Here is a 25,002-nt window from a genome sequence, read left to right on the forward strand (position 1 = left end):
CCGTGCCCGCCCCCACGGACGGCTGAGCCCGTGCGTGCCGATCGCGTCTTCGCGTACGGCGCCGCCGCCGGCCTTCTCGGTGATCTGCTGCTCGGCGATCCACGTCGCGGGCATCCGGTCGCCGCGTTCGGCCGTGTCGCCGCCGCCGTCGAACGTGTCCTGTACCGCGACGACCGCGGCCGGGGCGCACTGCACACCGTCGTCTGCGCCGGTGGCGCCGTGGCGCTCGGTGCGGTGGCCGCGCGAGTCGTGCGCTCCTCCCCCGCCGCCTCCGTCGCGCTGACCGGTGCCGCCACCTGGGCCGTGGTCGGCGGGACCTCGCTGGCGCGGGAGGCGACCGCCATCGGCCGGGCCCTGGAGGCGGGCGATGTGGAGGCCGCCCGGGCGCGGTTGCCGCATCTGTGTGGGCGGGACCCGCAGGCGCTGGACGCCGACGGCATCGCCCGCGCGGTGGTCGAGTCGGTCGCCGAGAACACCTCCGACGCGGTGGTGGGCGCGCTGGTGTGGGGAGCCGTCGGCGGGGTGCCGGGGCTGCTCGGGTTCCGTGCTGTGAACACCCTGGACGCCATGGTCGGCCACAAGTCGCCCCGTTACCGCCGCTACGGCTGGGCCTCCGCGCGCCTCGACGACGTCGCCGGGTGGCCGGGGGCGCGGCTGACGGCCGTGCTGGCCGCCGTCGCGGGCGGCGATCCCCGGGGCGCGGTGCGGGCCTGGCGGGCCGACGCCCATCGGCATCCGAGCCCCAACGCCGGGCCCGTGGAGGCCTCGTTCGCGGGGGCGCTCGGGGTGCGGCTGGGCGGGACCCTCTCCTACGGCGGCCGGGTCGAGCACCGGCCGGTGCTCAACGGGGACGCCGGGCGGACCGTCCGGGTCACCGACATCGGGCGGGCCGTACGGCTCTCTCGTCGCGTCGGCTGGCTGGCGCTCGGTGTGTGCGCGGCCGGACGGCTCACAGGGAAGGGGCACAGCTCATGAGCGGCGGTCTCCTCGTCGCCGGCACCACCTCCGACGCCGGCAAGAGCGTCGTCACCGCCGGGATCTGCCGGTGGCTGGTGCGGCAGGGTGTGAAGGTGGCGCCCTTCAAGGCGCAGAACATGTCCCTGAACTCGTTCGTGACCCGCGAGGGCGCGGAGATCGGACGGGCCCAGGCGATGCAGGCCCAGGCGTGCCGGGTGGAGCCGACCGCGCTGATGAACCCCGTGCTGCTGAAGCCGGGCGGTGAGCAGAGCAGCCAGGTGGTGCTGCTGGGCAAGCCGGTGGGCGAGATGAGCGCGCGCGGCTATCACGGCGGACGGCAGCAGCGGCTGCTCGGCACGGTGCTGGACTGTCTGGCCGAACTGCGGGGCACGTATGACGCGGTGATCTGTGAGGGGGCGGGGAGTCCCGCCGAGATCAATCTGCGGCGGACCGACATCGTGAACATGGGGATCGCGCGGGGTGCGCGGCTGCCGGTGCTCGTCGTCGGCGACATCGACCGCGGCGGTGTCTTCGCGTCGTTCTTCGGGACCGTCGCGCTGCTGTCGCCCGAGGACCAGGAACTGGTCGCCGGGTTCCTCGTCAACAAGTTCCGCGGCGATGTGAGTCTGCTGGAACCGGGGCTGGAGATGCTGCACGGTCTGACCGGCCGGCGCTCGTTCGGCGTCCTGCCGTTCCGGCACGGCCTCGGCATCGACGAGGAGGACGGACTGAGAGTGTCGCTGCGCGGCACGGTCCGGGAGTCGAACACGGCGCCGCCGGTCGGCGAGGACGTGCTGCGGGTCGCCGTCTGCGCGGTCCCGCTGATGTCCAACTTCACCGACGTCGACGCGCTGGCCGCCGAACCCGGTGTCGTGGTGCGGTTCGTGGACCGGCCGGAGGAACTGGCCGACGCGGACCTCGTGATCGTGCCGGGCACGCGCGGGACCGTGCGGGCGCTGGAGTGGCTGCGGGAGCGGGGGCTGGCCGACGCCCTCGTCCGCCGCGCCGCCGAACAGCGGCCGGTGCTCGGCATCTGCGGCGGCTTCCAGGTGCTCGGCGAGCACATCGAGGACGACGTCGAGAGCCGGCGCGGGCACGTCGACGGGCTCGGGATCCTGCCCGTGCGGGTGCGGTTCGCCCGCGAGAAGACCCTCACCCGGCCCGTCGGGGAGGCCCTCGGGGAGCCGGTCGAGGGCTACGAGATCCATCACGGGGTCGCCGAGGTCCTGGGCGGCGAGCCCTTCCTCGACGGCTGCCGGGTCGGCCAGACCTGGGGCACCCACTGGCACGGCTCGCTGGAGTCGGACGGTTTCCGGCGGGCCTTCCTGCGCGAGGTGGCCGCCGCCGCGGGCCGCCGCTTCGTGCCGGCCGCCGGCACCTCGTTCGCCGCGCTGCGCGAGGAGCAGCTGGACCGGCTCGGCGATCTGATCGAACAGCACGCGGACACGGACGCGCTGTGGCGGCTCATCGAGTCCGGCGCGCCGCAAGGACTGCCTTTCATTCCACCGGGAGCGCCCGCATGAGCACAGTGTTGTTGTTGTCGACCGCCGACACGGACCTGCTGGCGGCCCGTGCCTCCGGCGCGCCCTACCGGATCGGCAACCCGACCCGCGTCGACGTCACGGAGGAGCTGCCGGCGCTGATCGAGGGCTGCGACATCGCCGTCGTACGGCTGCTCGGCGGCAAGCGGGCCTGGGAGGACGGGCTGGCCGCGCTGAAGGCGGCCGGGCTCCCGACGGTGCTGCTGGGCGGTGAGGCGGTGCCGGACGCGGAGCTGATGGCCGAGTCGTCGGTGCCCGCCGGTGTGGTGGCGGAGGCGCTGAAGTACCTGGTGGAGGGCGGCCCCGCCAACCTCAGCGAACTCGTGCGGTTCCTGTCCGACACCGTGCTGCTGACCGGTGAGGGCTTCGTCGAGCCGCGGAAGATGCCGGAGTACGGCGTCCACGGCTCGTACCCGGTGCGGGACGGCCGGCCGACCGTCGGCGTGCTCTTCTACCGTGCCCACGAGCTGAGCGGCAACACCGGCTTCGTGGACACGCTGTGCGAGGCGATCGAGGCGCACGGCGCCAACGCCCTGCCCGTGTACTGCGGTTCGCTGCGCGGCGCGGACGCGGGGCTGTACGAGATCCTCGCCGAGGCCGACGCGCTCGTCGCCACCGTGCTCGCGGCCGGCGGCACGCACGCCTCACAGGCCTCCGCGGGCGGCGACGAGGAGGCGTGGGACATCGGCGCGCTCGCGGACCTCGATGTGCCGGTGCTGCAAGGCCTCTGCCTCACCTCGTCGCGGGCCGCCTGGGACGAGTCCGACGCGGCCCTGTCGCCCATGGACGCGGCGATGCAGGTGGCGATCCCGGAGTTCGACGGCCGGCTGATCACCGTGCCGTTCTCCTTCAAGGAACACGGCCCGGACGACGTGCCCGTGTACGTCGCCGACCCGGAGCGGGCCGCGCGCGTCGCCGGGATCGCCGTCCGGCACGCGCGGCTGAGGCACAAGCCGAACGCCGAGAAGCGGATCGCGCTGGTCTTCACCGCCTACCCCACCAAGCACTCCCGCGTCGGCAACGCCGTCGGCCTCGACACGCCCGCGTCGGCGGTGCGCGTGCTGGACGCCCTCAGGGACGCCGGGTACGGCCTCACCGACTACCCCTCCGGCGGCGACGAGCTGATCCACCGGCTGATCGAGGCCGGCGGCCACGACGTGGAGTGGCTGACGGAGGACCAGCTGGCCGCCGCGCCCGCGCGGGTGCCGCTGGCCGACTACCGGGACTGGTTCGAGCGGCTGGACCCGGAGCTGCGCGAGGCGATGCGCGAGGCGTGGGGCGAGCCGCCGGGCAGCCTCTACGTCGACGGCGACGACATCGTGCTGGCGTCCCTGCGGTTCGGGAACGTCGTCGTCATGATCCAGCCGCCGCGCGGCTTCGGCGAGAACCCGATCGCGATCTACCACGACCCGGACATGCCGCCGTCGCACCACTACATGGCGGCCTACCGCTGGCTGGACCGCAGCTTCGGCGCCGACGCGATCGTGCACATGGGCAAGCACGGCACGATGGAGTGGCTGCCCGGCAAGGGCCTCGGGCTGAGCGCCGGCTGCGCGCCGGACGCGGTCCTCGGCGAGCTGCCGCTGATCTACCCGTTCATCGTCAACGACCCCGGCGAGGGCACACAGGCCAAGCGGCGCGGGCACGCCACCGTCGTCGACCACCTGGTGCCGCCGATGGCGCGCGCCGACACCTACGGCGACCTGGCCAAGCTGGAGCAGCTGCTCGACGAGTACGCGCTCGTCTCCGACCTGGACCCGGTGAAGGCCCCGGCGGTGCGGGCGCAGATCTGGACGCTGGTGAAGGCGGCCGAGCTCCACCACGACCTGCATGTGGACGAGCAGCCGGACGACGACGCGTTCGACGAGTTCGTCATGCACATCGACGGCTATCTGTGCGAGATCAAGGACGTGCAGATCCGCGACGGTCTGCATGTCCTGGGCGGCGGCCCGGTCGGTGAGCCGCGCGTCAACCTGGTGCTCGCGGTGCTGCGGGCCGCGCAGGTGTGGGGCGGGCGGGCGAACGCGCTGCCCGGTCTGCGGGCGGCGCTGGCCGCGCACTTCGGGCTGGCCGAGAAGGAGCTGCTGGCCGAGCCGGGCGCGCCGGTGAAGGTGCCGGTGGAGCTGTCGGACCTCGTCGAGGGTCCGGCGCGGACCGCCGCCGACGCGATCGACCTGCTGGAGCAGCTGTGCCGGCAGGTCGCGGAGGGCATGGAGGAGCGGGACTGGGCGGTCGCCGCGGTTCCCGGGCTGGTGCGCGAGGTGCTGGGCACCGAGCTGCCCGACGCCCTCGCGGTGCTGGAGTTCGCCTGTACGGAGGTCGTGCCGCGGCTGGCCCGGACCACGGACGAGATCGGGCACATCCTGAAGGCGCTGGACGGCGGTTACGTCCCGGCGGGCCCGTCCGGCTCCCCGACCCGCGGTCTGGTCAACGTGCTGCCGACCGGCCGGAACTTCTACTCCGTCGACCCCAAGGCGATCCCGTCCCGGCTGAGCTGGGAGGTCGGGCAGTCGCTGGCGGACTCGCTGGTGCAGCGGTACCTCGCCGACAACGGGGAGTACCCGAAGTCGGTGGGCCTCACGGTGTGGGGCACCTCCGCGATGCGCACCCAGGGTGACGACATCGCCGAGATCCTGGCGCTGCTGGGGTGCCGGCCGGTGTGGGACGAGGCGTCCCGGCGGGTCACCGGGTTCGAGGTCGTCGGCCTGGCGGAGCTGGGCCGGCCCCGCATCGACGTCACCGTGCGCATCTCCGGCTTCTTCCGAGACGCGTTCCCGCATGTGGTCGGCCTGATCGACGACGCGGTGCGGGCGGTGGCCGAGCTGGACGAGCCGGCCGAGTCCAACTACGTACGGGCGCACGTGAAGGAGGACACGGCGGAGCACGGCGACCGCCGCCGGGCCACGGCCCGTGTCTTCGGCTCCAAGCCGGGCGCCTACGGCGCCGGTCTGCTGCCGCTGATCGACGCCCGCAACTGGCGCTCGGACGCCGACCTCGCCGAGGTGTACGCGGTGTGGGGCGGCTACGCCTACGGGCGCGGGCTCGACGGGCGGGCGGCGCGCGGGGACATGGAGACGGCGTTCCGGCGGATCGCCGTCGCCGCGAAGAACGTCGACACCCGCGAGCACGACCTGGTCGACGCGGACGACTACTTCCAGTACCACGGCGGCATGGTGGCCATGGTCCGGCATCTGACGGGCGCCAGCCCCGAGGCGTACGTGGGCGACTCGGCGACGCCGGACCAGGTGCGGACCCGCACCCTCGGCGAGGAGACCCACCGGGTCTTCCGCGCCCGCGTGGTCAACCCCCGCTGGATGGCCGCGATGCGCCGGCACGGCTACAAGGGCGCCTTCGAGATGGCGGCCACGGTGGACTACCTCTTCGGGTACGACGCCACGGCCGGGGTCGTCGACGACTGGATGTACGAGAAGCTCAGCGCGGAGTACGTCTTCGACCCGGAGAACCGGGACTTCATGAGGCGGTCCAACCCGTGGGCGCTGCGCGGGATCACCGAACGGCTGCTGGAGGCGGCGGACCGGGGCCTGTGGGCCGAGCCGGACGCCGACACCCTGGAGCGGCTGCGGGCCACCTATCTGGAGCTGGAAGGCGACTTGGAGGGCGACCAGTGACCACCACCCCCTTCCCTTTCACGGCCGTGGTCGGCCAGGACGATCTGCGGCTCGCGCTGCTGCTGAACGCCGTGTCCCCGCAGGTCGGCGGAGTGCTGGTACGGGGCGAGAAGGGCACCGCGAAGAGCACCGCGGTGCGGGCCCTCTCGGCACTGCTGCCGGAGGTCGCCGTCGTCCCCGGCTGCCGGTTCTCCTGCGACCCGGCGGCGCCGGACCCGGCGTGCCCCGACGGCCCGCACGAGCCCGGCGACGGCACCACGCGCCCGGCCCGCATGGTCGAACTGCCCGTCGGCGCCTCCGAGGACCGGCTGGTCGGCGCGCTCGACATCGAGCGGGCTCTCGCGGAGGGCGTGAAGGCGTTCGAGCCGGGCCTGCTCGCCGACGCGCACCGCGGCATCCTCTACGTCGACGAGGTCAACCTGCTCCACGACCACCTGGTCGACCTGCTCCTCGACGCGGCCGCGATGGGTGCCTCGTACGTGGAGCGCGAGGGCGTGTCCGTGCGGCACGCGGCCCGGTTCCTGCTGGTCGGCACCATGAACCCGGAGGAGGGCGAGCTGCGTCCGCAGCTGCTCGACCGGTTCGGGCTGACCGTGGAGGTCGCGGCCTCGCGCGAGCCGGATCAGCGGGTGGAGGTCGTGCGCAGGCGGCTGGCCCACGACGACGACCCGGCCGCGTTCGCGGCCCGCTGGGCCGACGAGGAGGCCGCCGTACGGCAGCGGATCGTCGCCGCGCGGAAGCTGCTGCCGTCGGTGCGGCTCGGCGACGGGGCGCTGCGGCAGATCGCGGCGACCTGTGCGGCGTTCGAGGTGGACGGGATGCGGGCGGACATCGTGATGGCCCGTACGGCGACGGCGCTGGCGGCGTGGGCCGGGCGGACCGACGTGCTCGCCGAGGACGTGCGGCAGGCGGCGCTGCTGGCGCTGCCGCACCGCCGCAGGCGCAACCCGTTCGACGCGCCGGGGCTGGACGAGGACAAGCTCGACGAGACGCTGGAGGAGTTCTCCGGCGACTCCCCCGACGACGATCCGGACCCCGACGGCCCGGACGGTCCCGGCGGGGGCGGCGGGCAGCCTGCTCCCGACGACGGCGGGCAGGGTGGTGAAACCGCCGCCCGTCCCGAGGCCGGGGAGGGCGGGGAACCGCAGGCGTCCGGTGCGGGCGAGCAGTCCCCCGTACGGGCGGCCGAGCCGTTCCGGGCGAAGGCGCTCAGTGTGCCCGGGGTCGGTCAGGGTGCCGCAGGGCGGCGTTCGCGGGCGCGGACCGAGCACGGCCGCACGACCGGGGCCAGGCGGCCCCAGGGCGCGTTGACGAAGCTGCACCTCGCGGCGACCGTGCGGGCGGCGGCCCCGCATCAGCGGGCGCGCGGGCGCTCGGGGCCGGGGCTCGTCGTGCGGCGGGACGATCTGCGGCAGGCGGTCCGTGAGGGGCGCGAGGGCAATCTGGTGCTGTTCGTGGTCGACGCCTCGGGGTCGATGGCCGCCCGGCAGCGGATGGGCGCGGTCAAGGGTGCCGTGCTGTCGCTGCTGCTCGACGCCTACCAGCGCCGCGACAAGGTGGGCCTGGTGACGTTCCGGGGCTCGGCGGCCGAGGTCGCGCTGCCGCCGACCTCGTCCGTGGACGCCGCCGCGGCGCGGCTGGAGTCGCTGCCGACCGGCGGGCGCACTCCGCTGGCGGCCGGGCTGCTGAAGGCGCACGAGGTACTGCGGGTGGAGCGTCTGCGGGACGCGACGCGGCGGCCGCTGGTCGTGGTGGTGACCGACGGACGGGCCACGGGCGGACCGGAGCCGCTGCTGCTCGCCTCGAAGGCGGCCGGGCTGTTCGCGGCCGGCGAGGTCGCCTCGGTCGTCGTGGACTGCGAGTCGGGGCCGGTGCGGCTGGGGCTCGCGGGGAAGCTCGCGGGTGAGCTGGGCGGTACCGCCGTGACGCTGGAGGAGCTGCGGGCGGATTCGATCGCCGGTCTGGTGAAGGACGTACAGAGGAGGGCCGCGTAATGCCGCAGGGACAACCGAGTGTGGTTCCCGACGACGGGCTGACGACGCGTCAGCGGCGCAACCGGCCGCTGGTCGTGGTGCACACGGGCGTCGGCAAGGGCAAGTCGACCGCCGCCTTCGGGCTGGCGCTGCGGGCCTGGAACCAGGGGTGGCCGATCGGGGTGTTCCAGTTCGTCAAGTCGGCGAAGTGGAAGGTCGGCGAGGAGAACGCGCTGCGGGTGCTGGGCGCCAGCGGTGAGGGCGGGACCGTCGACTGGCACAAGATGGGCGAGGGCTGGTCCTGGGTCCAGCGGGACGCGCAGATGGACAACGAGGAGAAGGCCCGCGAGGGCTGGGAGCAGGTCAAGCGGGACCTGGCGAACGAGACGTACCGGCTGTACGTGCTGGACGAGTTCGCGTACCCGATGCACTGGGGCTGGGTCGACACAGACGAGGTCGTCCAGGTGCTGCGCGACCGGCCCGGCACCCAGCATGTCGTCATCACCGGGCGCAACGCGCCGCAGAAGCTGGTCGACCTCGCCGACCTCGTGACCGACATGTCCAAGGTGAAGCACCCCATGGACGCCGGGCAGAAGGGGCAGAGGGGCATCGAGTGGTGAACCCCTCCTCGTCCGTCCCCCGGCTGGTCGTCGCCGCGCCCTCGTCGGGCAGCGGCAAGACGACCGTCGCCACGGGGCTGATGGCCGCGTTCGCCGCGCGGGGACTCGCCGTGTCCCCGCACAAGGTGGGACCGGACTACATCGACCCCGGCTACCACGCGCTCGCGACCGGGCGGGTGGGGCGCAACCTCGACGCGTACCTGTGCGGCCCCGAGCTGATCGGGCCGCTGTTCGCGCACGGCGCGCGCGGCTGCGACCTCGCGGTGGTCGAGGGTGTGATGGGGCTGTACGACGGGGCGGCCGGGGAGGGCGAGCTGGCGTCCACCGCCCAGGTGGCGAAGCTGCTGCGGGCGCCGGTGGTGCTGGTGGTGGACGCCTCCTCGCAGTCGCGGTCGGTGGCGGCGCTGGTGCACGGCTTCGCGTCCTGGGATCCGGAGGTGCGGATCGGGGGCGTGATCCTGAACAAGGTCGGCTCCGACCGGCACGAGGCGCTGCTGCGGGAGGCGCTGGACGCGTCCGGGGTGCCGGTGCTCGGGGTGCTGCGGCGGGCGCCGCAGGTGGACACGCCGTCGCGGCATCTGGGGCTGGTGCCGGTCGCCGAGCGGCGGGCGGCTGCCGTGGACGCCGTGGCGGCGATGGCGGCGCAGGTCGGGGCCGGCTGCGATCTGGAGGCGCTGGCGGCGCTGGCGCGGAGCGCGGGCGCGGTGCCGGGCGCGGCCTGGGAGCCGCCGGCGGTCGCCGTGGACCGGCGGGCGGTGGTGGCCGTCGCGGGCGGACCGGCGTTCACGTTCTCCTACGCCGAGCACGCCGAGCTGCTCACCGCGGCCGGTGCCGAGGTGGTGCCGTTCGACCCGCTGCGGGACGAGGCGCTGCCGGAGGGCACGGCCGGTCTGGTGATCGGCGGGGGCTTCCCGGAGGTGTACGCCGGTGAGCTGTCCGCCAACGAGCCGCTGCGCGAGGCGGTCGCCGAACTGGCGCTCGGCGGGGCTCCGGTGGCCGCCGAGTGCGCCGGGCTGCTGTATCTGTGCCGGGAGCTGGACGGGCGGCCGATGTGCGGGGTGCTGGACGCCTCCGCGCGGATGAGCGAGCGGCTGACGCTGGGCTACCGGGACGCGGTGGCCGTGGGCGACAGTGTGCTGGCGCCGGCCGGGACGCGGCTGCGGGGGCACGAGTTTCACCGCACGGTCGTGGAGCCCGGCGCGGGAGCGGCCCCGGCGTGGGGGGTGCGGGCGCCCGAGCGGCGTGTCGAAGGTTTCGTACAGCGCGGTGTGCACGCGAGTTATCTGCACACGCACTGGGCGTCCGAGCCCGGTGTCGCCCGTCGGTTCGTGGAGAGGTGCCGGACGTCATGAGCAGCAGGCTGATCGGAGTCGGGGTCGGTCCGGGCGACCCGGAGCTGGTGACCGTGAAGGGCGTGAACGCGCTGCGGGCCGCCGATGTGGTGGTGGTGCCGGTGATGGCCGCGCCCGACGGGACGGACGGCGGGGAGCCCGGGCGGGCCGAGGCGACCGTGCTGCACTACGTGCCCGAGGAGAAGGTCGTCCGGGTGGTGTTCGCGCTGAACGAGCGCCAGGACCGGGAGCGTCGCGAGGCCGCGTGGGACGTGGCCGGCGAGCGGGTGGCCGGGCTGCTGCGGGCGCACGGCGCGGTGGCGTTCGCGACCATCGGCGACCCGAACGTGTACTCGACGTTCACGTATCTCGCGCAGACCGTCGCCGGGCTGGTGCCGGGCACGGTCGTCGAGACGGTGCCCGGGATCACCGCGATGCAGGATCTCGCGGCCCGCTCGGGCGCGGTGCTGACGGAGGGCACCGAGCCGCTGACGCTGGTGCCGGTGACCGCGGGCGCGGCCGTGCTGAAGGACGCGCTGAACGGGCCGGGGACGGTCGTCGCGTACAAGTTCGGGCGGCAGGCCGCCGAGGTCGCCGAGGCGCTGCGGGACAGCGGGCGGATCGAGGGTGCCGTGTGGGGGTCGGCGCTGGGTCTGCCGCAGGAGTCGATCCGGCCGGCCGCCGAGCTGGACGGGGACGCGCTGCCGTATCTGTCGACGCTGATCGCGCCCGCCCGGCGGCACGGCGGGCGGGGCGGCAAGCTGTGAGCCGTCGTGCCGGGGCGGCGTCACTCGGCGACGCCGACCACCAGCCAGATGAACGCCGCGCCCGCGACCGTGCACAGCAAGGTGGAGCGGGCCGGGTGTTCGTGGTGCGCCTCGGGCAGGATCTCGGCCGCCGCGAGATAGAGCAGCGCGCCGCCGAAGAAGCCGAGGTATCCGCCGAGCAGCGGCTCGGGCAGGGTGAACAGCAGGGTGGAGGCGGCGCCGACGACGGGCGCGACCGCGTCCGCGACCAGCATGGCGATGGCCCGGTGGCGGGCGTTGCCGTAGAGGGTCGTGAGGGTGAAGGTGTTGAAGCCGTCCGCGAAGTCGTGGGCGATGACGGCCAGTGCGACGGCGACGCCCATGCCGTGGCCGACCTGGAAGGCGGCGCCGATGGCGACGCCGTCCATGGCGCTGTGGCCGACCATCGCCGCGGCGGCGGTCAGGCCCACCTCGGGCGCGCGTCCGTCGTGCTCCTCTCCCCCGTGTGCGGCCTGCCGGGCCGCCAGCAGACGTTCCACCAGATGGGCTACGAGGAAACCGGCCACGAACAGCAGCAGGGCCGCCGGTACGCCGTGCACCTCGGTGCCCGCCGCCTCCATCGCCTCCGGCAGCAGGTCCAGGCCGACGACGCCCAGCATCAGGCCGCCGGCCAGGCCCAGCACCAGATGGCGGCGGTCGGTCACGCGCTGCGCCGTCCAGCCGCCGGCCAGCGTCATCAGGAACGCGCCGAGCGCGACGAACACCGCCATGTGCCCTTGCTATCCGATGCGCACCGGGTCGCGCACATCCGACCCCGCTCGCGTTGACCCGCGTTGACCCGCGTTGACTTCCGTACGAGAGGAAACCCCACCCATGGCCGACACCCCCGCCGGCAAGGTGACCTTCGTCGGTGCCGGCCCCGGCGCCGCCGATCTGCTGACGTTCCGTGCCGCGCGCGCTATCGCCGAGGCCGACATCGTGATCTGGGCCGCGAGCCTGGTCCAGGAGGAGGTCCTGGAGCACGCGCGGGCGGACGCCACGATCCTGGACTCGGCGAAGATGTCGCTGGAGGACGTGGTGGCCGTCTACGAGCGGGCGCACGCGGAGGGCCTGCGGGTGGCCCGCATCCACTCCGGCGACCCGGCCCTGTGGGGCGGCACCCAGGAGCAGTTGGACCGGTGCCACGCGCTCGGCATCGCCACCGAGGTGGTGCCCGGGGTGTCCGCGTTCTCCGCCGTGGCGGCGCTCGCCCAGCGGGAGCTGACGATCCCCGAGGTCGCGCAGTCCGTGGTGCTCACCCGGCTGGGCGGCGGCAAGACGCCGATGCCGCCCGGCGAGGAGGTGCGGGAGTTCGCCAGGCACGGCACCACCATGGCGGTCTTCCTGTCGGCGGCGCGCAGCGGTCAGCTGGTGCGGGAGCTGCTGGAGGGCGGCTATCCGACGTCCACGCCGGTCGTCGTCGCCTATCAGGCGACCTGGCCCGAGGAGCTGGTCGTGAAGTGCACGATCGGCACCCTGGAGGAGACGGTCAAGGAGCACAAGCTCTGGAAGCACACGCTCTTCCTGGTCGGCCCGGCCCTGGACGCGCACGGCACCCGCTCGCACCTGTACCACCCGGGTCACTTCCACGGGTACCGCAGGGCCGACCCGGAGGCCCGCAAGGCGCTGCGCGCGCGAGGTGCCCAGACGTGATCAGGGTCATCGGTACGGGCACCGGGGCGCCCGTGCCGCGGGAGCTGCTGGCCGGGGCCGAGCTGGTCGTCGGCGGGCGGCGGCACCTGGACGCGGCGCCGCTGCCGGAGGGCGCCGAGCGGATCGTGCTCGGTCCGCTGGTGCCGGCGCTGGACGCGATCGGGGAGTACGTCGCGAAGGAGCGGCCGGTCGCCGTGCTGGCCTCGGGCGACCCGGGGTTCCTCGGGATCGTGCGGGCGCTGGCCGAGAGGTTCGGGCCGGAGCGGCTGGAGGTGCGGGCCGGGGTGTCGTCGGTGGCCGCCGCGTTCGCGCGGGCCGGGCTGCCGTGGGACGACGCGGTGGTGGTCAGCGCGCACGGGCGTGATCCGCGGACCGCGGTGAACGTGTGCCGGGCGCGGCCGAAGGTGGCGGTGCTGACCGGGCCCGGCGCCGGGCCTGCCGAGCTGGGCGCGGCGCTGCGGGACAGCGGCCGGATCCTGGTCGTCGCGACCGCGCTGGGTGATCCGGAGCGGGAGCGGGTGGAGCGGGTGACGCCCGCCGAGGCGGCGGAGCGGGACTGGGGCACGGCGGTGAGCGTGGTGCTGTGCCTGGACCCGGAGCGGGCGCTCGGCGCGGTGCGCACGGTGGCCGGCGCGCCGCCGGGGCCGGCCGGCTGGGCGCTGGCGGAGGACGCGTTCGCGCACCGCGACTCGATGATCACCAAGTTCGAGGTGCGGGCGCTGGCCCTGGCCCGGCTCGGCCCCCGCCTCGGCGATCTGGTGTGGGACGTCGGCGCGGGCTCCGGCTCGGTGGCCGTGGAGTGCGCGCGGCTCGGTGCGGCGGCCGTCGCCGTGGAGAAGACCGCGGACGGCGTCGGGCGGATCCGCGCGAACGCCGCCGCGCACGGCGTGGACGTGCGGGTGGTGCACGGCTCGGCGCCGGGGGCGCTGGCGGACCTGGCCGACGATCCCGACGCGGTGTTCGTCGGCGGCGGCGGGCGGGAACTGCCCGCGGTCATCGGCGCGTGCGCGCGCCGCGCCCGGCGCACGGTGGTCGTCGCGATGGCCGCGCTCGACCGGGTGCCGGCCGCGCGTGAGGCGCTGACGAGCGCCGGGTTCTCCTGCGACGGCGTGCTGTTGCAGTCGTCGCGGCTCGCGCCGCTGCCCGGGGACGTGACCCGGCTGGCGGCGACCAATCCCGTTTTCCTGCTGTGGGGCGTGCGGCCTCACGCCTGTTCTGAAGGAGTTGCCCAGTGATCGGCCTCATTTCCGCCACCGCGGCGGGGGCTGCGGCGCGGGACCGGCTGGCCGCGGCCTGGCCGGACCGCACGCGCGTGTACGAGGGAGCCGTGGCGGACGCCGTGCGGCGGGCGTTCGCCGAGTGCGAGCAGCTGGTGTGCTTCCTGGCGACCGGTGCCGTCGTACGGCTGGTGGCGCCGCTGCTGTCCGACAAGACCTCCGACCCGGGTGTGGTCTGCGTCGACGAGGGCGGACGGTACGCGGTGTCGCTGGTCGGCGGGCACGGCGGCGGCGCCAACGACCTCGCGCGCGAGGTGGGCGCGGTGCTGGGCGCGGAGCCGGTGGTGACCACGGCGACGGACGCGGTGGGTGTCGCCGGGCTGGACACGCTCGGGCTGCCGGTGGAGGGCGCGGTCGCCGCCGTGACGCGGGCGCTGCTGGACGGTGAACCGGTGGCGCTGGCCGCGGAGGTGGCGTGGCCGCTGCCGCCGCTGCCGGTCGCAAAGAGCGGGGCGTACACGATCCGGGTGACGGACCGCCTGGTCGAGGAGTCCGCGCACGAGGTGGTGCTGCGGCCGCCGACGCTGGTGGTGGGCGTCGGTGCGTCCAAGGGGGCGCCCGAGGCGGAAGTGCTCGACGTGATCGAGAGCGCCCTGCGGGACGCGGGGCTGTCCGTGCGCAGCGTCGCCGAGCTGGCCACCGTGGACGCCAAGCGGGACGAGCCCGGCATCGTGGCGGCCGCCGAACGGCTCGGGGTGCCGCTGGTGACGTACGGCGCCGAGGAGCTGGCCGCGGTGGAGGTGCCGAACCCGTCCGACGCGCCGCTGGCCGCCGTCGGCACGCCGTCGGTGGCGGAGGCCGCCGCCCTGCTGCGCGGCGGTGAACTCCTCGTCCCGAAGCGGAAGTCGGCGGCCAGCCCCGCCATGGCGACCTGCGCGGTCGTCCGGCGGCCGGGGCGCGGCCGGCTCGCGGTGGTCGGGCTCGGGCCGGGCGCCCGGGACCTGCTCACGCCGCGGGCGAAGGCCGAGCTGGAGCGGGCGTCCGTGCTGGTCGGCCTCGACCAGTACGTCGACCAGATCCGCGACCTGCTGCGGCCCGGCACCCGGATCCTTCAGTCCGGGCTGGGCGCGGAGGAGGAGCGGGCGCGCACGGCCGTCGCCGAGGCCCGCGAGGGGCGGTCGGTGGCGCTGATCGGCAGCGGGGACGCGGGTGTGTACGCCATGGCCTCCCCCGCGCTCGCCGAGGCGTCCGACGACATCGACGTGATCGGTGTGCCCGGGGTGACGGCCGCGCTGGCGGCCGCGGCGATCCTCGGGGCGCCGCTCGGCCACGACCACGTCTCCATCAGCCTGTCCGACCTGCACACGCCGTGGGAGGTCATCGAGCGGCGGGTGCGGGCAGCGGCCGAGGCGGACATCGTGGTGACCTTCTACAACCCGCGCAGCCGGGGCCGCGACTGGCAGCTGCCGAAGGCGCTCGCCATCCTCGGCGCGCACCGGGAGCCGGCGACGCCGGTCGGTGTGGTCCGCAACGCCTCCCGGCCGGACGAGTCCGGCCGCGTCACCACGCTCGGCGAGCTGGACCCGGCGACGGTCGACATGATGACGGTCGTGACGGTGGGCAACACCGCGACCCGGCGGATCGCCGGCCGGATGGTGACGCCGCGCGGCTACCGCTGGCAGGAGGAGCCCAAGTGAGCCGTGTGGTCCACCCCATCGAGCAGGAGTCCTTCCGGCGGCTGCGCGCCCGCCTCGACACCTCGCACTTCCCGCCGCTGACCCGGGCGGTGGTGGAGCGGGTCATCCACTCCGCCGCCGACCTCGACTACGCCACCGACCTCGTCACCGACGAGAGCGCCCTGGAGAAGGCGTACGCGGCGCTGCACGACGGGGCGCCCGTCGTCGTGGACGTCGAGATGGTGGCCGCCGGGATCACCCGGCGGGAGACCGTCTGCCGGCTGAAGGAGGCGAAGGCCGGGCCGGGGCTGACGCGTTCCGCGCACGCCGTGCGGCTGGCCTACGAGCAGGTCGGGCCCGGCGCGCTGTGGGTGATCGGCTGCGCGCCGACCGCCCTGGAGGAACTGCTGACGCTGGACGCCGATCCGGCGCTCGTCATCGGCCTGCCCGTCGGTTTCGTCGGGGCGGCCGAGTCCAAGGCCGCGTTGCGCGAGAGCGGGCTGCCCGCCGTGAGCAACGTGTCCGAGAAGGGCGGGTCGGCGGTCGCCGCCGCCGCGCTCAACGCCCTGCTGTACCACCCCACCGTGTATTCCGAGGAGAAACCGTGACCACCCCGCCGCCCGCCCTGCTCATCGCCGGCCATGGCACCCGGGACGATGCCGGAGCCGAGGCGTTCCGCGACTTCGTCCGGGAGCTGGGGCGCCGCCACCCCGAACTGCCCGTCGCGGGCGGCTTCATCGAACTGTCCCCGCCGCCGCTGGGCGAGGCGGTGACCGAGCTGGTGGAGCGGGGGGTGCGGCGGTTCGCGGCCGTCCCGCTGATGCTGGTGTCCGCCGGGCACGCCAAGGGGGACATCCCGGCGGCGCTGGCCCGCGAGAAGGAGCGCCACCCCGGCATCTCGTACACCTACGGCCGTCCGCTGGGCCCCCACCCGGCGCTGCTGAGGGTGCTGGAGCGGCGGCTGGACGAGGCGCTGGGCGGCGCCGGGCGCACCCCGCTGGACCGGGCCGATGTGACGGTGCTGCTGGTCGGGCGCGGCTCCACCGACCCGGACGCCAACGCCGAGGTGCACAAGGCGGCGCGGCTGCTGTGGGAGGGGCGCGGTTACGCCGGTGTGGAGACGGCGTTCGTGTCGCTGGCGGCGCCGGACGTGCCGAGCGGGTTGGACCGGTGTGTCCGGCTGGGCGCGAAGCGGATCGTGGTGCTGCCGTACTTCCTGTTCACCGGCATCCTGCCGGACCGGGTGCGGCAGCAGACCGAGGGCTGGGCGGCCGCGCACCCCGGCGTGGAGGTGCGGTCGGCGGACGTCATCGGGCCGGAGCCGGAGCTGCTGGACCTCGTGATGGAGCGGTACCGGGAGGCGCTGAAGGGCGATCTGCGGATGAACTGCGACTCGTGCGTGTACCGGATCGCGCTGCCCGGGTTCGAGGACAAGGTGGGCATGCCGCAGCAGCCGCACTTCCACCCGGACGACGACGACCACCACCACGGGCACGGCCACGGCCACGGGCATCACCAGCACGGAGGGCACACGCACTCGCATGCGCACTGACGGGCACGATCTGCGGCACCACGGGGACGCGGAGGTCCGCGACGACGGCTCGGCGCTGGTCGATCTGGCCGTGAACGTACGGTCCGACACCCCTCCCGCGTGGCTGCGGGAGGTGATCGCCGGGTCGCTGGACGGGCTCGCGGCCTATCCCGACGGGCGGGCCGCGCGGGCCGCCGTCGCGGCGCGGCACGGGCTGCCGGCCGAGCGGGTGCTGCTGACGGCCGGGGCGGCGGAGGCGTTCGTGCTGCTGGCGCGGGCGCTGAAGGTGCGCCGGCCGGTCGTAGTGCACCCGCAGTTCACCGAGCCGGAGGCGGCGCTGCGGGACGCCGGGCACACCGTCGACCGGGTGCTGCTGCGGGAGGCGGACGGCTTCCGGCTCGACCCGGCCGCCGTACCCGAGGACGCCGACCTGGTGGTGATCGGCAACCCGACGAACCCCACCTCGGTGCTGCATCCGGCCGAGGCGATCGCCGGTCTCGCCCGGCCGGGGCGGGTCCTGGTCGTCGACGAGGCGTTCATGGACGCGGTGCCGGGCGAGCGGGAGGCGCTGGCCGGGCGGACGGACGTGCCCGGACTGGTGGTGCTGCGCAGCCTGACCAAGACCTGGGGCCTGGCCGGGCTGCGCATCGGCTATGTGCTGGCCGCGCCGGAGACGATCGCCGAGCTGGAGCGGGCGCAGCCGCTGTGGCCGGTGTCCACGCCGGCGCTGGCGGCGGCCGAGGCGTGCGTGTCCCCGCGGGCGCTGGCGGAGGCGGCCCACGCCGCGCACCGCGTCGCGGCGGACCGCGCCCACCTGGTGGCGGGGCTGGAGCGGTTCGCGGGCGCGGGCGTCACGGTGGTGTCGCCCGCCGAGGGGCCCTTCGTCCTCGTCCGGCTGCCCGGTGCGGACGCGGTACGGCACCGGCTGCGCGCGCTGGGCTTCGCCGTGCGGCGCGGGGACACGTTTCCCGGGCTGGGCGAGGAGTGGCTGCGGCTCGCGGTGCGCGACCGGGGGACGACGGACGCGTTCCTGCGGGCGCTGGGCCGGGCCCTGCCGGACGTCTGACCGGGCCCGGCGGGACCGCTGCCGCCGGCCGGACGGTCAGCCTCGGCGGCGGGCCCGCGCCAGCGCTCCCGCGCCCGCTGCCAGCAGGGCGATCGAGCCCGCGGCGAGGTAGGGGGTCAGGGAGTCGCCGCCGGTGTCCGCCAGGTCGGCCTGGGCGGGGGCGCCTTGGGGCTTCAGATCGGCGGGGGTCGGGCTCGGGGCGGGCTGCCGTGCTGCCGCCGGGCTCTCGCAGGTGGCCTCGGCCAGTGTGACCGTGCCCTGGACCTCGGCCACGTTCAGGTTGCCGGGGTTGACGGAGACCGTCAGTTCGAGGGCGGTCGCGGCGGCGGTACGGGATGTGGTCTCGCGCTTCGACAGGTCCAGGCGGACCTCGCCGACGCCGGGGACGCGGACGTCGGTGGTGCCGCCCGAGGTGAGGCTGACGCGCTTGCCGAGGGCCGTGACGGAGCCCAGCACGTTCGACTCGGCGACCGGGGCCTTCCCGGCCTCGCAGGTGGCCGTGGAGGTGACCTGCTCGACCTCGACGAGGGACAGCAGCGGCAGCCCGGGGACGTGCAGTTCGGCGTGGGCGAGGCTGGTGCGGCCCTCCGCCTTGCCCTCGGCCACCGTCGCCTTGGCCTCGGCGACGTCCGCGCGCAGTACGCTGAAGGGTTTGCCTCCGCTCACCCCGTCGAGCGTCGCGGTCAGCGCGGTCCTGGCCGCGCTCGCCGGTGCCTGCACCTCGTTGAGGGAGACCGCGAGGGGGACGTTCACGGTCTTGTCGAGCAGGGAGACGTCCAGTCCGGTGCGCAGGACAGCCGCGCTCGCGCGGCCTTCCGCAGCGGTCTCGGGCGTCGCGTGGGCGAGGGCCGCGGGTCCGGCGGCCAGGGCCGTGACCGTGGCCACGGTGACGAGTCTGCGGGCGGGCATGCGGAAGCTGGTGCCGTTCACGGTGTGGGACCCCCTGAGGAGACGTGCCTGGGACCCCGCAAGAATTACGCAGCACGAGTGAACGGGCGGCGATCCGGCGCGACTTCACCCCTTCGTGGTGTTTCCGGTGCCATGTTCGATTATGGCGCCATGCGCTATCCGATGATCCGCCCGTTCAGCACCACCCGCCGCGGCGCCGTCAGGACGCGGACGTCCGCGCGCGGGTCGCTCTCGTAGACCACCAGGTCCGCCGGAGCCCCCTCCTCCAGTCCGGGGCGGCCGAGCCAGGCACGGGCCGCCCAGGTACCGGCGGACAGCGCGTCCAGCACCGGGATGCCGGCCGTCACCAGCTCCGCGACCTCGGCGCCGGCGAGGCCGTGGGCGAGCGAACCGCCGGCGTCGGTGCCGACGAAGACCGGGATGCCGGCGTCGTAGGCGTCGCGGACGGTGTCGTAGCGGCGGGCGTGCAGCCGGCGCATGTGGTCGGACCAGCGCGGGAACTTGGCCTCGCCGCCGTCGGCGAGCTTCGGGAAGGTGGCGATGTTGACGAGGGTGGGGACGATCGCGACGCCCCGCTCGGCGAACAGCGGGATCAGGTCCTCGGTGAGGCCGGTCGCGTGCTCGACGCAGTCGATGCCCGCCTCCACCAGGTCCCTGAGGGAGTCCTCGGCGAAGCAGTGCGCGGTCACCCGGGCGCCCAGCCGGTGCGCCTCGGCGATGCCCGCCTCGGCCGCCTCGCGCGGCCAGCACGCCGACAGATCGCCGAGGTCGCGGTCGATCCAGTCGCCGACCAGCTTGACCCAGCCGTCGCCGCGCCGGGCCTCCTGGGCGACGTACGCGACCAGGTCGTCCGGCTCGATCTCCCAGGCGTAGTTGCGGATGTAGCGGCGGGTGCGGGCGATGTGCCGGCCGGCCCGGATGATCTTCGGCAGGTCGTCGCGGTCGTCGACCCAGCGGGTGTCGGAGGGCGAGCCCGCGTCGCGGATCAGCAGGGTGCCGGCGTCCCGGTCGGTCAGCGCCTGCTTCTCGGCGACGTCCCGCGGGACCGCGCCGTGCGCGTCGAGGCCGACATGGCAGTGGGCGTCGACCAGACCGGGCAGCACCCAGCCGGACACCGTGCGCACCTCGCGGGCGGCGACGGGACGGTCGTAGGAGATCCGCCCGTCGACGACCCACAGTTCGTCCCGGATCTCGTCCGGGGAGACGAGCACCCGTCCCTTCACATGCAGCACCGCGCGTTCGCTCATGCACCGCACCCTAGTGAGCCGCTAGTCGCTCCCGCCCACCTGGTCCGAGGTCTCCTCCTCCACCTCCGCCATCGCGGGGTCCAGGAGGCGGGAGAGGAAGTGGCGGGTGCGCTCGTGGCGGGGGTGGGCGATGACCTGCTCGGGGTCGCCGTCCTCCACGATCACTCCGCCGTCCATGAAGACGACCCGGTCGGCGACCTCGCGGGCGAAGGTCATCTCATGGGTGACGACCATCATGGTCATGCCGTCCCGGGCGAGCATCCGCATCACCGCGAGGACGTCGCCGACCAGCTCCGGGTCGAGCGCCGACGTCGGCTCGTCGAACAGCATCACCTCGGGCCCCATCGCCAGCGCGCGGGCGATGGCGACACGCTGCTGCTGGCCGCCGGAGAGGGAGGAGGGGTAGGCGTCCGCCTTCTCGGCGAGGCCGACCCGCTCCAGGTTCTCCGCGGCGACCTTCGCGGCGGTCGCCTTGTCCCGCCGGAGCACCCGGCGCTGCGGCAGCGTCAGGTTCTCGGTCACCGTCAGGTGCGGGAAGAGGTTGAACTGCTGGAAGACCATGCCGATCCGGCGGCGGACGGCGTCGATGTCGACGTCGGGGTCGGTGATCTCCGTGCCGCCGACGAACACCTGCCCCTTCGTCGGCTCCTCCAGCAGGTTCACGCACCGCAGCAGCGTGGACTTGCCGGAGCCTGACGGGCCGATGACACAGACGACCTCGCCCTGGGCGATCTCCAGGTCGATGCCGCGCAGCACCTCGTTGTCCCCGAAGGACTTGTGCAGTGCGCTGACCCGGATCTCCGGTCGGCTCATTTCACGGCCTCCTGGGCCTTGGCCTCCATACGGCGGACGACGAAGCCGAGCGGGATCGTGACCAGCAGGTAGCACAGGCCGGCGACGAGGATCGGCGTGGAGTTGGCGGTCTGGCTGGCCAGGTCCCGGCCGAACTTGGACAGTTCCCGCTCCTGGAGCGTGACACCGAGGAACAGCACCAGCGAGGAGTCCTTGAACAGCAGCACCAGTTCGTTGGTGAGCGGCGGCAGGATGATCCGGAAGGACTGCGGGAGGATGATCGACACCATCGCCCGGGCGTGCGAGAAGCCCAGCGAACGGGCCGCCTCCATCTGCCCCTTGGGCACGGCCTGGATGCCCGCGCGGAAGGTCTCCGCCATGTACGCGGCGGCCACCAGACCGAGCGCGAGGGCCACCTTGCCGTAGGTGCCGCCGACGATCTCCGTGCCGGGGAAGGCGAGCGGTACGGCCACGCCGATGAAGATGAAGATCAGCAGGGCGGGCAGCCCGCGGAAGATCTCGATGTAGACGCCGGCGAGCCAGCGGTAGGGACCCACGGACGACAGCCGCATCAGCGCGATGACCATGCCGAGCACCAGGCCGACGGCGAAGCCGGACAGGGTGTACAGCACGGTGTTCTTCAGCGCCAGCGTGATGACCTCGGGGAACATCTGCTCCGCGATCGCACGCTGGGCGAACTGGTTCGCCAGACGGTCCCAGTCGGCCGCGACCGCGAAGGCGATCACGGCCGCGACGAAGACGACGTACTGGACACCGCGCGAGAGGCTGCGCCTCTGGCGGCGGGTCAGGCCCTTCCTCTTCGGCTGGAGTGCTGTGTCCGGACTCGTCATGAGGCGGACGGGGAGGCCGCGGACTCCTGGTACGGGCCGATCCACTGCTCGTACAGCTTCTTGTAGGTGCCGTCGGCCTTGGCGTCCGCGAGGGCCTTGTCGATGGCCTCGCGCAGCTTGTCGTTGCCCTTCTTCACCGTGAAGCCGTACTGCTCGCCGGTGTTGATCTGCTCGGCGACCTCGAAGGCGTCGGCGTTGGCCTTGTCCTTCAGCCAGCCCTGGACGACCGGGTAGTCGATGACGACCGCGTCGACCTGGCCGGTGCGCAGGCCGTTGAGGACGGCGTCGGAGGACTCGAAGGAGACCGGGTCCAGGCCCTGGCTCTTGGCGTAGTCCTCGCCGGTGGTCTGCGCCTGGGCGCCGACCTTGGCGCCCTTGAGGTCGGCGAAGGACGAGATGCCGCTGTCCTTGTCGGCCAGGACGGCCTGGGTGGCCTCGAAGTACGGGTCGGAGAAGTCGACGTTCTTCTTGCGCTCCTCGGTGATGGTCATGCCGGCGGCGGCGAGGTCGCACTCGCCGGAGTTGAGGAACGCGCCGGTCTTGAAGTTCTCGAACGGGGTGTCGAGGATCTCCTGCTTCACGCCCAGGTCGTCGGCGACCAGGTCGATCAGGGCCACGTCGAAGCCCTGGACCTTGCCGTCGATCTCCGACTGGAAGGGCGGGTAGGGCAGGTGGGTGCAGGTGGTGAGCTGTCCGGCCTTGACGAGCTCGACGCCGCCGGCCGCGGTCTTCGTACCGCCGTCGCCGTCGTCGCTGGAGGTGCAGCCGGCCACGAGGACCAGCCCGGCCGTCGCGGTGGTGGCGGCCAGGAGACGGGCCCGGCGCCTGAGGACGGTGTTCACGGGGACCTCCTATGAGGGAACTGTGGTTCCGATTATAAGGAGAGGTTTGGGCCACTCAAATCAAACCGATGGCTGGGCGGCCGCACGACCTAAGAAGTCCACCCTGGGGACGGTCAGGGGGCGGGACAGGGGGGAGCCGTGCCGGGGCCCGGGACTACAGTCGTCCGCGTCGATCCCGTGAGCGAAGAGAGCACCGCCGTGACCCACCCCTTCCTCGACCTGCCCCCGCTGACCGCCGCGCACTTCGCCGCGATCGAGGACCGGGTGGCCCGGCTGCTGGACACCCGGCAGGACGTCGTGATCATGCAGGGCGAGGCGCTGCTGCCGCTGGAGGGGGCGATCCGCGGCACCGCCGGGCCCGGCACCACCGCGCTGAACGTGATCACCGGCCCGTACGGGCAGACCTTCGGGGACTGGCTGCGGGACTGCGGGGCGACCGTCCACGACCTCGCCGTGCCGTTCCACACCGCGGTGACCGCCGAGCAGATCCGGCAGGCCCTCGCCGAACACCCGGAGATCGACTTCGTCTCCCTGGTGCACGCCGAGGCGGCCACCGGCAACACCAACCCGGTCGCGGAGATCGGCGAGGCCGTCCGGGCGCACGGCGCGCTGTTCTACCTGGACGCCGTCGCCTCCGTCGGCGCCGAGCCGGTGCTGCCGGACGCGTGGGGCGTGGACCTGTGCGTGATCGGGGCGCAGAAGGCGATGGGCGGCCCGGCGGGCGTCTCGGCGGTGTCGGTGAGCGAGCGGGCCTGGGCCCGGATGGCGGCGAACCCGCGGGCGCCGCGCCGGTCGTACCTGTCGCTGCTGGACTGGAAGGAGCGCTGGGTCGACGGCGGCCGCAAGGCGCTGCTGCACGCGCCGGCGCAGCTGGAGATGCTGGCCCTTCAGGCGTGCGTCGAGCGGATCGAGGCGGAGGGCCTTCAGACCGTGATGGCCCGGCACCGCTCCGCGGCGACGGCGACCCGGGCGGGGGCGGTGGCGCTCGGCGGCGGGCTGGAGCCGTACGTCCACGCGGCGGCGGAGGCCGCCCCGGTGGCGACGACGCTGCGCGCGCCGGCCGGTGTGGCGGCCTCGGACCTGGTCGCCCGCGCCCTGGCGAGCGACCCCGCGCTGCCGCTGGCCGCGGGGGGCGGCGCGCTGGCCAAGGAGATGATCCGGGTCAACCACTACGGCCCCGAGGCGACGCCGGGCACCGTCCAGGCGAGCCTGGCGGCGCTGGGCGCGGCGCTGGCGGAGCTGGGCCTCGCGGTGGACCTGGAGGCGGCGCGGCGCGCGGCGGAATCCGCCTGGCGTTAGCGGAGGCGCTATTTCGGATTTACCGGGATCTGAATTCGCTCGCATTTATCGATTGAATATCCGGGGTGGCTTTCCACATTCTTGTGCCCCGGATTCCGGACCTCAAACGCGAAGATTCTGCGAACGTCGGCACACGTCTTACATGGGTGTGACGCGTTACACAACGCGCCCGATTTGTGAGCTATATACATCCCAAACCCGCGCATAGGGGCCTCTCCTCGTGCCCAGGTACGCGCCCGCGTGATAACACAGACCGGTGCCGCACCCAAGGCCCTTCCCGCATGCAATTTTGAATTTCGCTCGCTAAATTCAATCCGCATGACTGCCACACAAGCCGACCTACAGATCGACCGTCCGTCGGTTGCGGACGGAGCCGCTTTGTGGCGGCTCGCCAAGGAATCCGGAACCCTCGACCTGAACTCGTCCTACAGCTATCTGCTGTGGTGCCGTGACTTCGCGGCCACCTCCGCGGTGGCACGCGACGACGACGGCACACCGATCGGGTTCGTCACCGGATATCTGCGGCCGGACCGCCCCCGGACCCTGCTCGTGTGGCAGGTGGCGGTCGACGCCGCGCACCGCGGTCGCGGCATCGCCGCCCGGCTGCTCGACGGGCTGACCGCCCGGGTCGCCGCCGAACACGAGGTGATCACCGTGGAGACCACCATCACTCCCGGCAACGCCGCCTCGCAGCAGCTGTTCACCTCCTTCGCCGCCCGGCACGGCGCCCGTGTGGAGCGGGAGGTCGTCTTCGACGCCCCGCTGTTCCCGGACGGCCCGCACGACCCCGAAGTCCTGTACCGCATCGGCCCGCTGACCCCCCACCTCTCGCACTGAGGAGCGATTAGTCGTGACCATCACCCAGCCCGACCTGAGCGTCTTCGAGACCGTGGAGTCCGAGGTGCGCAGCTACTGCCGCGGCTGGCCCACCGTCTTCGACCGGGCGCGCGGCAGCCGTATGTACGACGAGGACGGCCATGAGTACCTCGACTTCTTCGCGGGTGCCGGGTCGCTGAACTACGGCCACAACAACCCCGTGCTGAAACGGGCGCTGCTGGACTATCTGGAGCGCGACGGGGTCAC

22 protein-coding genes are annotated in these 25,002 nt (G+C 74.0%); 16 read left to right on the forward strand and 6 right to left on the reverse strand.

The window, feature by feature from the left end:
- The first annotated feature begins 30 nt into the window (after positions 1–30).
- From ABT232_RS28595 to cobI, 7 genes are read left to right on the forward strand one after another with little or no spacing between them, the layout of a single operon-like run.
- Positions 31–975, forward strand: coding sequence for a cobalamin biosynthesis protein (locus ABT232_RS28595; protein WP_351845029.1), 945 nt, complete (start codon positions 31–33; stop codon positions 973–975).
- Complete coding sequence (locus ABT232_RS28600) at positions 972–2,480, forward strand: cobyric acid synthase (protein WP_351845030.1); 1,509 nt, start codon at positions 972–974, stop codon at positions 2,478–2,480. The genes ABT232_RS28595 and ABT232_RS28600 overlap by 4 nt, the downstream gene beginning before the upstream one ends.
- Positions 2,477–6,127 carry a cobaltochelatase subunit CobN gene (cobN, locus tag ABT232_RS28605; RefSeq protein WP_351845032.1) on the forward strand — a complete coding sequence of 1,217 codons (3,651 nt, stop codon included), beginning with the start codon at positions 2,477–2,479 and terminating at the stop codon, positions 6,125–6,127. Before ABT232_RS28600 ends, cobN begins: the two co-directional genes overlap by 4 nt.
- Positions 6,124–8,121 (forward strand): putative cobaltochelatase, encoded by a 1,998-nt coding sequence (locus ABT232_RS28610; protein WP_351845034.1) that lies wholly within the window; start codon positions 6,124–6,126, stop codon positions 8,119–8,121. Before cobN ends, ABT232_RS28610 begins: the two co-directional genes overlap by 4 nt.
- Positions 8,121–8,720, forward strand: coding sequence for a cob(I)yrinic acid a,c-diamide adenosyltransferase (gene cobO / locus ABT232_RS28615; protein ID WP_351845036.1), 600 nt, complete (start codon positions 8,121–8,123; stop codon positions 8,718–8,720). Before ABT232_RS28610 ends, cobO begins: the two co-directional genes overlap by 1 nt.
- Positions 8,717–10,072, forward strand: a complete 1,356-nt coding sequence (locus ABT232_RS28620) for a cobyrinic acid a,c-diamide synthase CobB (protein WP_351845067.1) — start codon at positions 8,717–8,719, stop codon at positions 10,070–10,072. Before cobO ends, ABT232_RS28620 begins: the two co-directional genes overlap by 4 nt.
- Entirely contained in the window at positions 10,069–10,818 is a 750-nt protein-coding gene (gene cobI, locus ABT232_RS28625; RefSeq protein WP_351845038.1) for a precorrin-2 C(20)-methyltransferase, read from the forward strand. The genes ABT232_RS28620 and cobI overlap by 4 nt, the downstream gene beginning before the upstream one ends.
- A gap of 20 nt (positions 10,819–10,838) precedes the next feature.
- Here the strand turns inward: cobI and ABT232_RS28630 are convergent, their stop codons facing one another.
- Positions 10,839–11,567: a ZIP family metal transporter gene (locus ABT232_RS28630; protein ID WP_351845040.1), complete on the reverse strand. Its 729-nt coding sequence runs from the start codon at positions 11,565–11,567 to the stop codon at positions 10,839–10,841.
- A 103-nt stretch (positions 11,568–11,670) separates the two neighbouring features.
- On the opposite strand from ABT232_RS28630, the gene cobM reads away from it, so the two are divergent.
- From cobM to cobC, 6 genes are read left to right on the forward strand one after another with little or no spacing between them, the layout of a single operon-like run.
- Entirely contained in the window at positions 11,671–12,489 is an 819-nt protein-coding gene (gene cobM / locus ABT232_RS28635) for a precorrin-4 C(11)-methyltransferase (RefSeq protein WP_351845042.1), read from the forward strand.
- On the forward strand, positions 12,486–13,724 hold the full coding sequence (cbiE, locus tag ABT232_RS28640; protein WP_351845044.1) for a precorrin-6y C5,15-methyltransferase (decarboxylating) subunit CbiE: 1,239 nt from the start codon (positions 12,486–12,488) through the stop codon (positions 13,722–13,724). The genes cobM and cbiE overlap by 4 nt, the downstream gene beginning before the upstream one ends.
- Positions 13,721–15,403, forward strand: a complete 1,683-nt coding sequence (gene cobJ / locus ABT232_RS28645; protein ID WP_351845045.1) for a precorrin-3B C(17)-methyltransferase — start codon at positions 13,721–13,723, stop codon at positions 15,401–15,403. Before cbiE ends, cobJ begins: the two co-directional genes overlap by 4 nt.
- The gene (locus ABT232_RS28650) at positions 15,400–15,990 is read left to right on the forward strand and encodes a precorrin-8X methylmutase (protein ID WP_351845046.1); all 591 of its coding nucleotides are present in this window, start codon (positions 15,400–15,402) and stop codon (positions 15,988–15,990) included. Before cobJ ends, ABT232_RS28650 begins: the two co-directional genes overlap by 4 nt.
- A complete protein-coding gene (locus tag ABT232_RS28655) occupies positions 15,987–16,934 on the forward strand; it encodes a sirohydrochlorin chelatase (RefSeq protein WP_351845048.1) in 948 nt (315 codons plus the stop codon). The genes ABT232_RS28650 and ABT232_RS28655 overlap by 4 nt, the downstream gene beginning before the upstream one ends.
- Positions 16,924–17,979, forward strand: coding sequence for an Rv2231c family histidinol phosphate aminotransferase CobC (cobC, locus tag ABT232_RS28660; RefSeq protein ID WP_351845050.1), 1,056 nt, complete (start codon positions 16,924–16,926; stop codon positions 17,977–17,979). The genes ABT232_RS28655 and cobC overlap by 11 nt, the downstream gene beginning before the upstream one ends.
- A 36-nt stretch (positions 17,980–18,015) precedes the next feature.
- On the opposite strand, the gene ABT232_RS28665 is transcribed toward cobC, so the two are convergent.
- From ABT232_RS28665 to ABT232_RS28685, 5 genes are all read right to left on the reverse strand, one after another.
- On the reverse strand, positions 18,016–18,909 hold the full coding sequence (locus ABT232_RS28665; RefSeq protein WP_351845052.1) for an SCO1860 family LAETG-anchored protein: 894 nt from the start codon (positions 18,907–18,909) through the stop codon (positions 18,016–18,018).
- Between the two features lie 134 nt (positions 18,910–19,043).
- Positions 19,044–20,135 carry an amidohydrolase family protein gene (locus ABT232_RS28670; protein WP_351845054.1) on the reverse strand — a complete coding sequence of 364 codons (1,092 nt, stop codon included), beginning with the start codon at positions 20,133–20,135 and terminating at the stop codon, positions 19,044–19,046.
- Positions 20,136–20,156: 21 nt separating this feature from the next.
- On the reverse strand, positions 20,157–20,948 hold the full coding sequence (locus tag ABT232_RS28675) for an amino acid ABC transporter ATP-binding protein (protein WP_351845056.1): 792 nt from the start codon (positions 20,946–20,948) through the stop codon (positions 20,157–20,159).
- Positions 20,945–21,778 (reverse strand): amino acid ABC transporter permease, encoded by an 834-nt coding sequence (locus ABT232_RS28680; protein WP_351845058.1) that lies wholly within the window; start codon positions 21,776–21,778, stop codon positions 20,945–20,947. Before ABT232_RS28680 ends, ABT232_RS28675 begins: the two co-directional genes overlap by 4 nt.
- The gene (locus ABT232_RS28685; RefSeq protein ID WP_351845060.1) at positions 21,775–22,620 is read right to left on the reverse strand and encodes an ABC transporter substrate-binding protein; all 846 of its coding nucleotides are present in this window, start codon (positions 22,618–22,620) and stop codon (positions 21,775–21,777) included. The genes ABT232_RS28680 and ABT232_RS28685 overlap by 4 nt, the downstream gene beginning before the upstream one ends.
- Positions 22,621–22,818: 198 nt before the next feature.
- Between ABT232_RS28685 and ABT232_RS28690 the strand changes: the two genes are divergently transcribed.
- The 3 genes from ABT232_RS28690 to ABT232_RS28700 form a co-directional block, all read left to right on the forward strand.
- Positions 22,819–23,919 carry a pyridoxal-phosphate-dependent aminotransferase family protein gene (locus tag ABT232_RS28690; protein ID WP_351845069.1) on the forward strand — a complete coding sequence of 367 codons (1,101 nt, stop codon included), beginning with the start codon at positions 22,819–22,821 and terminating at the stop codon, positions 23,917–23,919.
- Between the two features lie 318 nt (positions 23,920–24,237).
- Positions 24,238–24,756, forward strand: a complete 519-nt coding sequence (gene ectA, locus ABT232_RS28695) for a diaminobutyrate acetyltransferase (RefSeq protein WP_351845062.1) — start codon at positions 24,238–24,240, stop codon at positions 24,754–24,756.
- Positions 24,757–24,769: 13 nt separating this feature from the next.
- The coding region (locus tag ABT232_RS28700) for an aminotransferase class III-fold pyridoxal phosphate-dependent enzyme (protein ID WP_351845064.1) at positions 24,770–25,002 on the forward strand (233 nt) is incomplete at its 3' end.

The sequence above is a fragment of the Streptomyces sp. NPDC001532 genome (assembly GCF_040298625.1).
GTDB lineage: Bacteria > Actinomycetota > Actinomycetes > Streptomycetales > Streptomycetaceae > Streptomyces.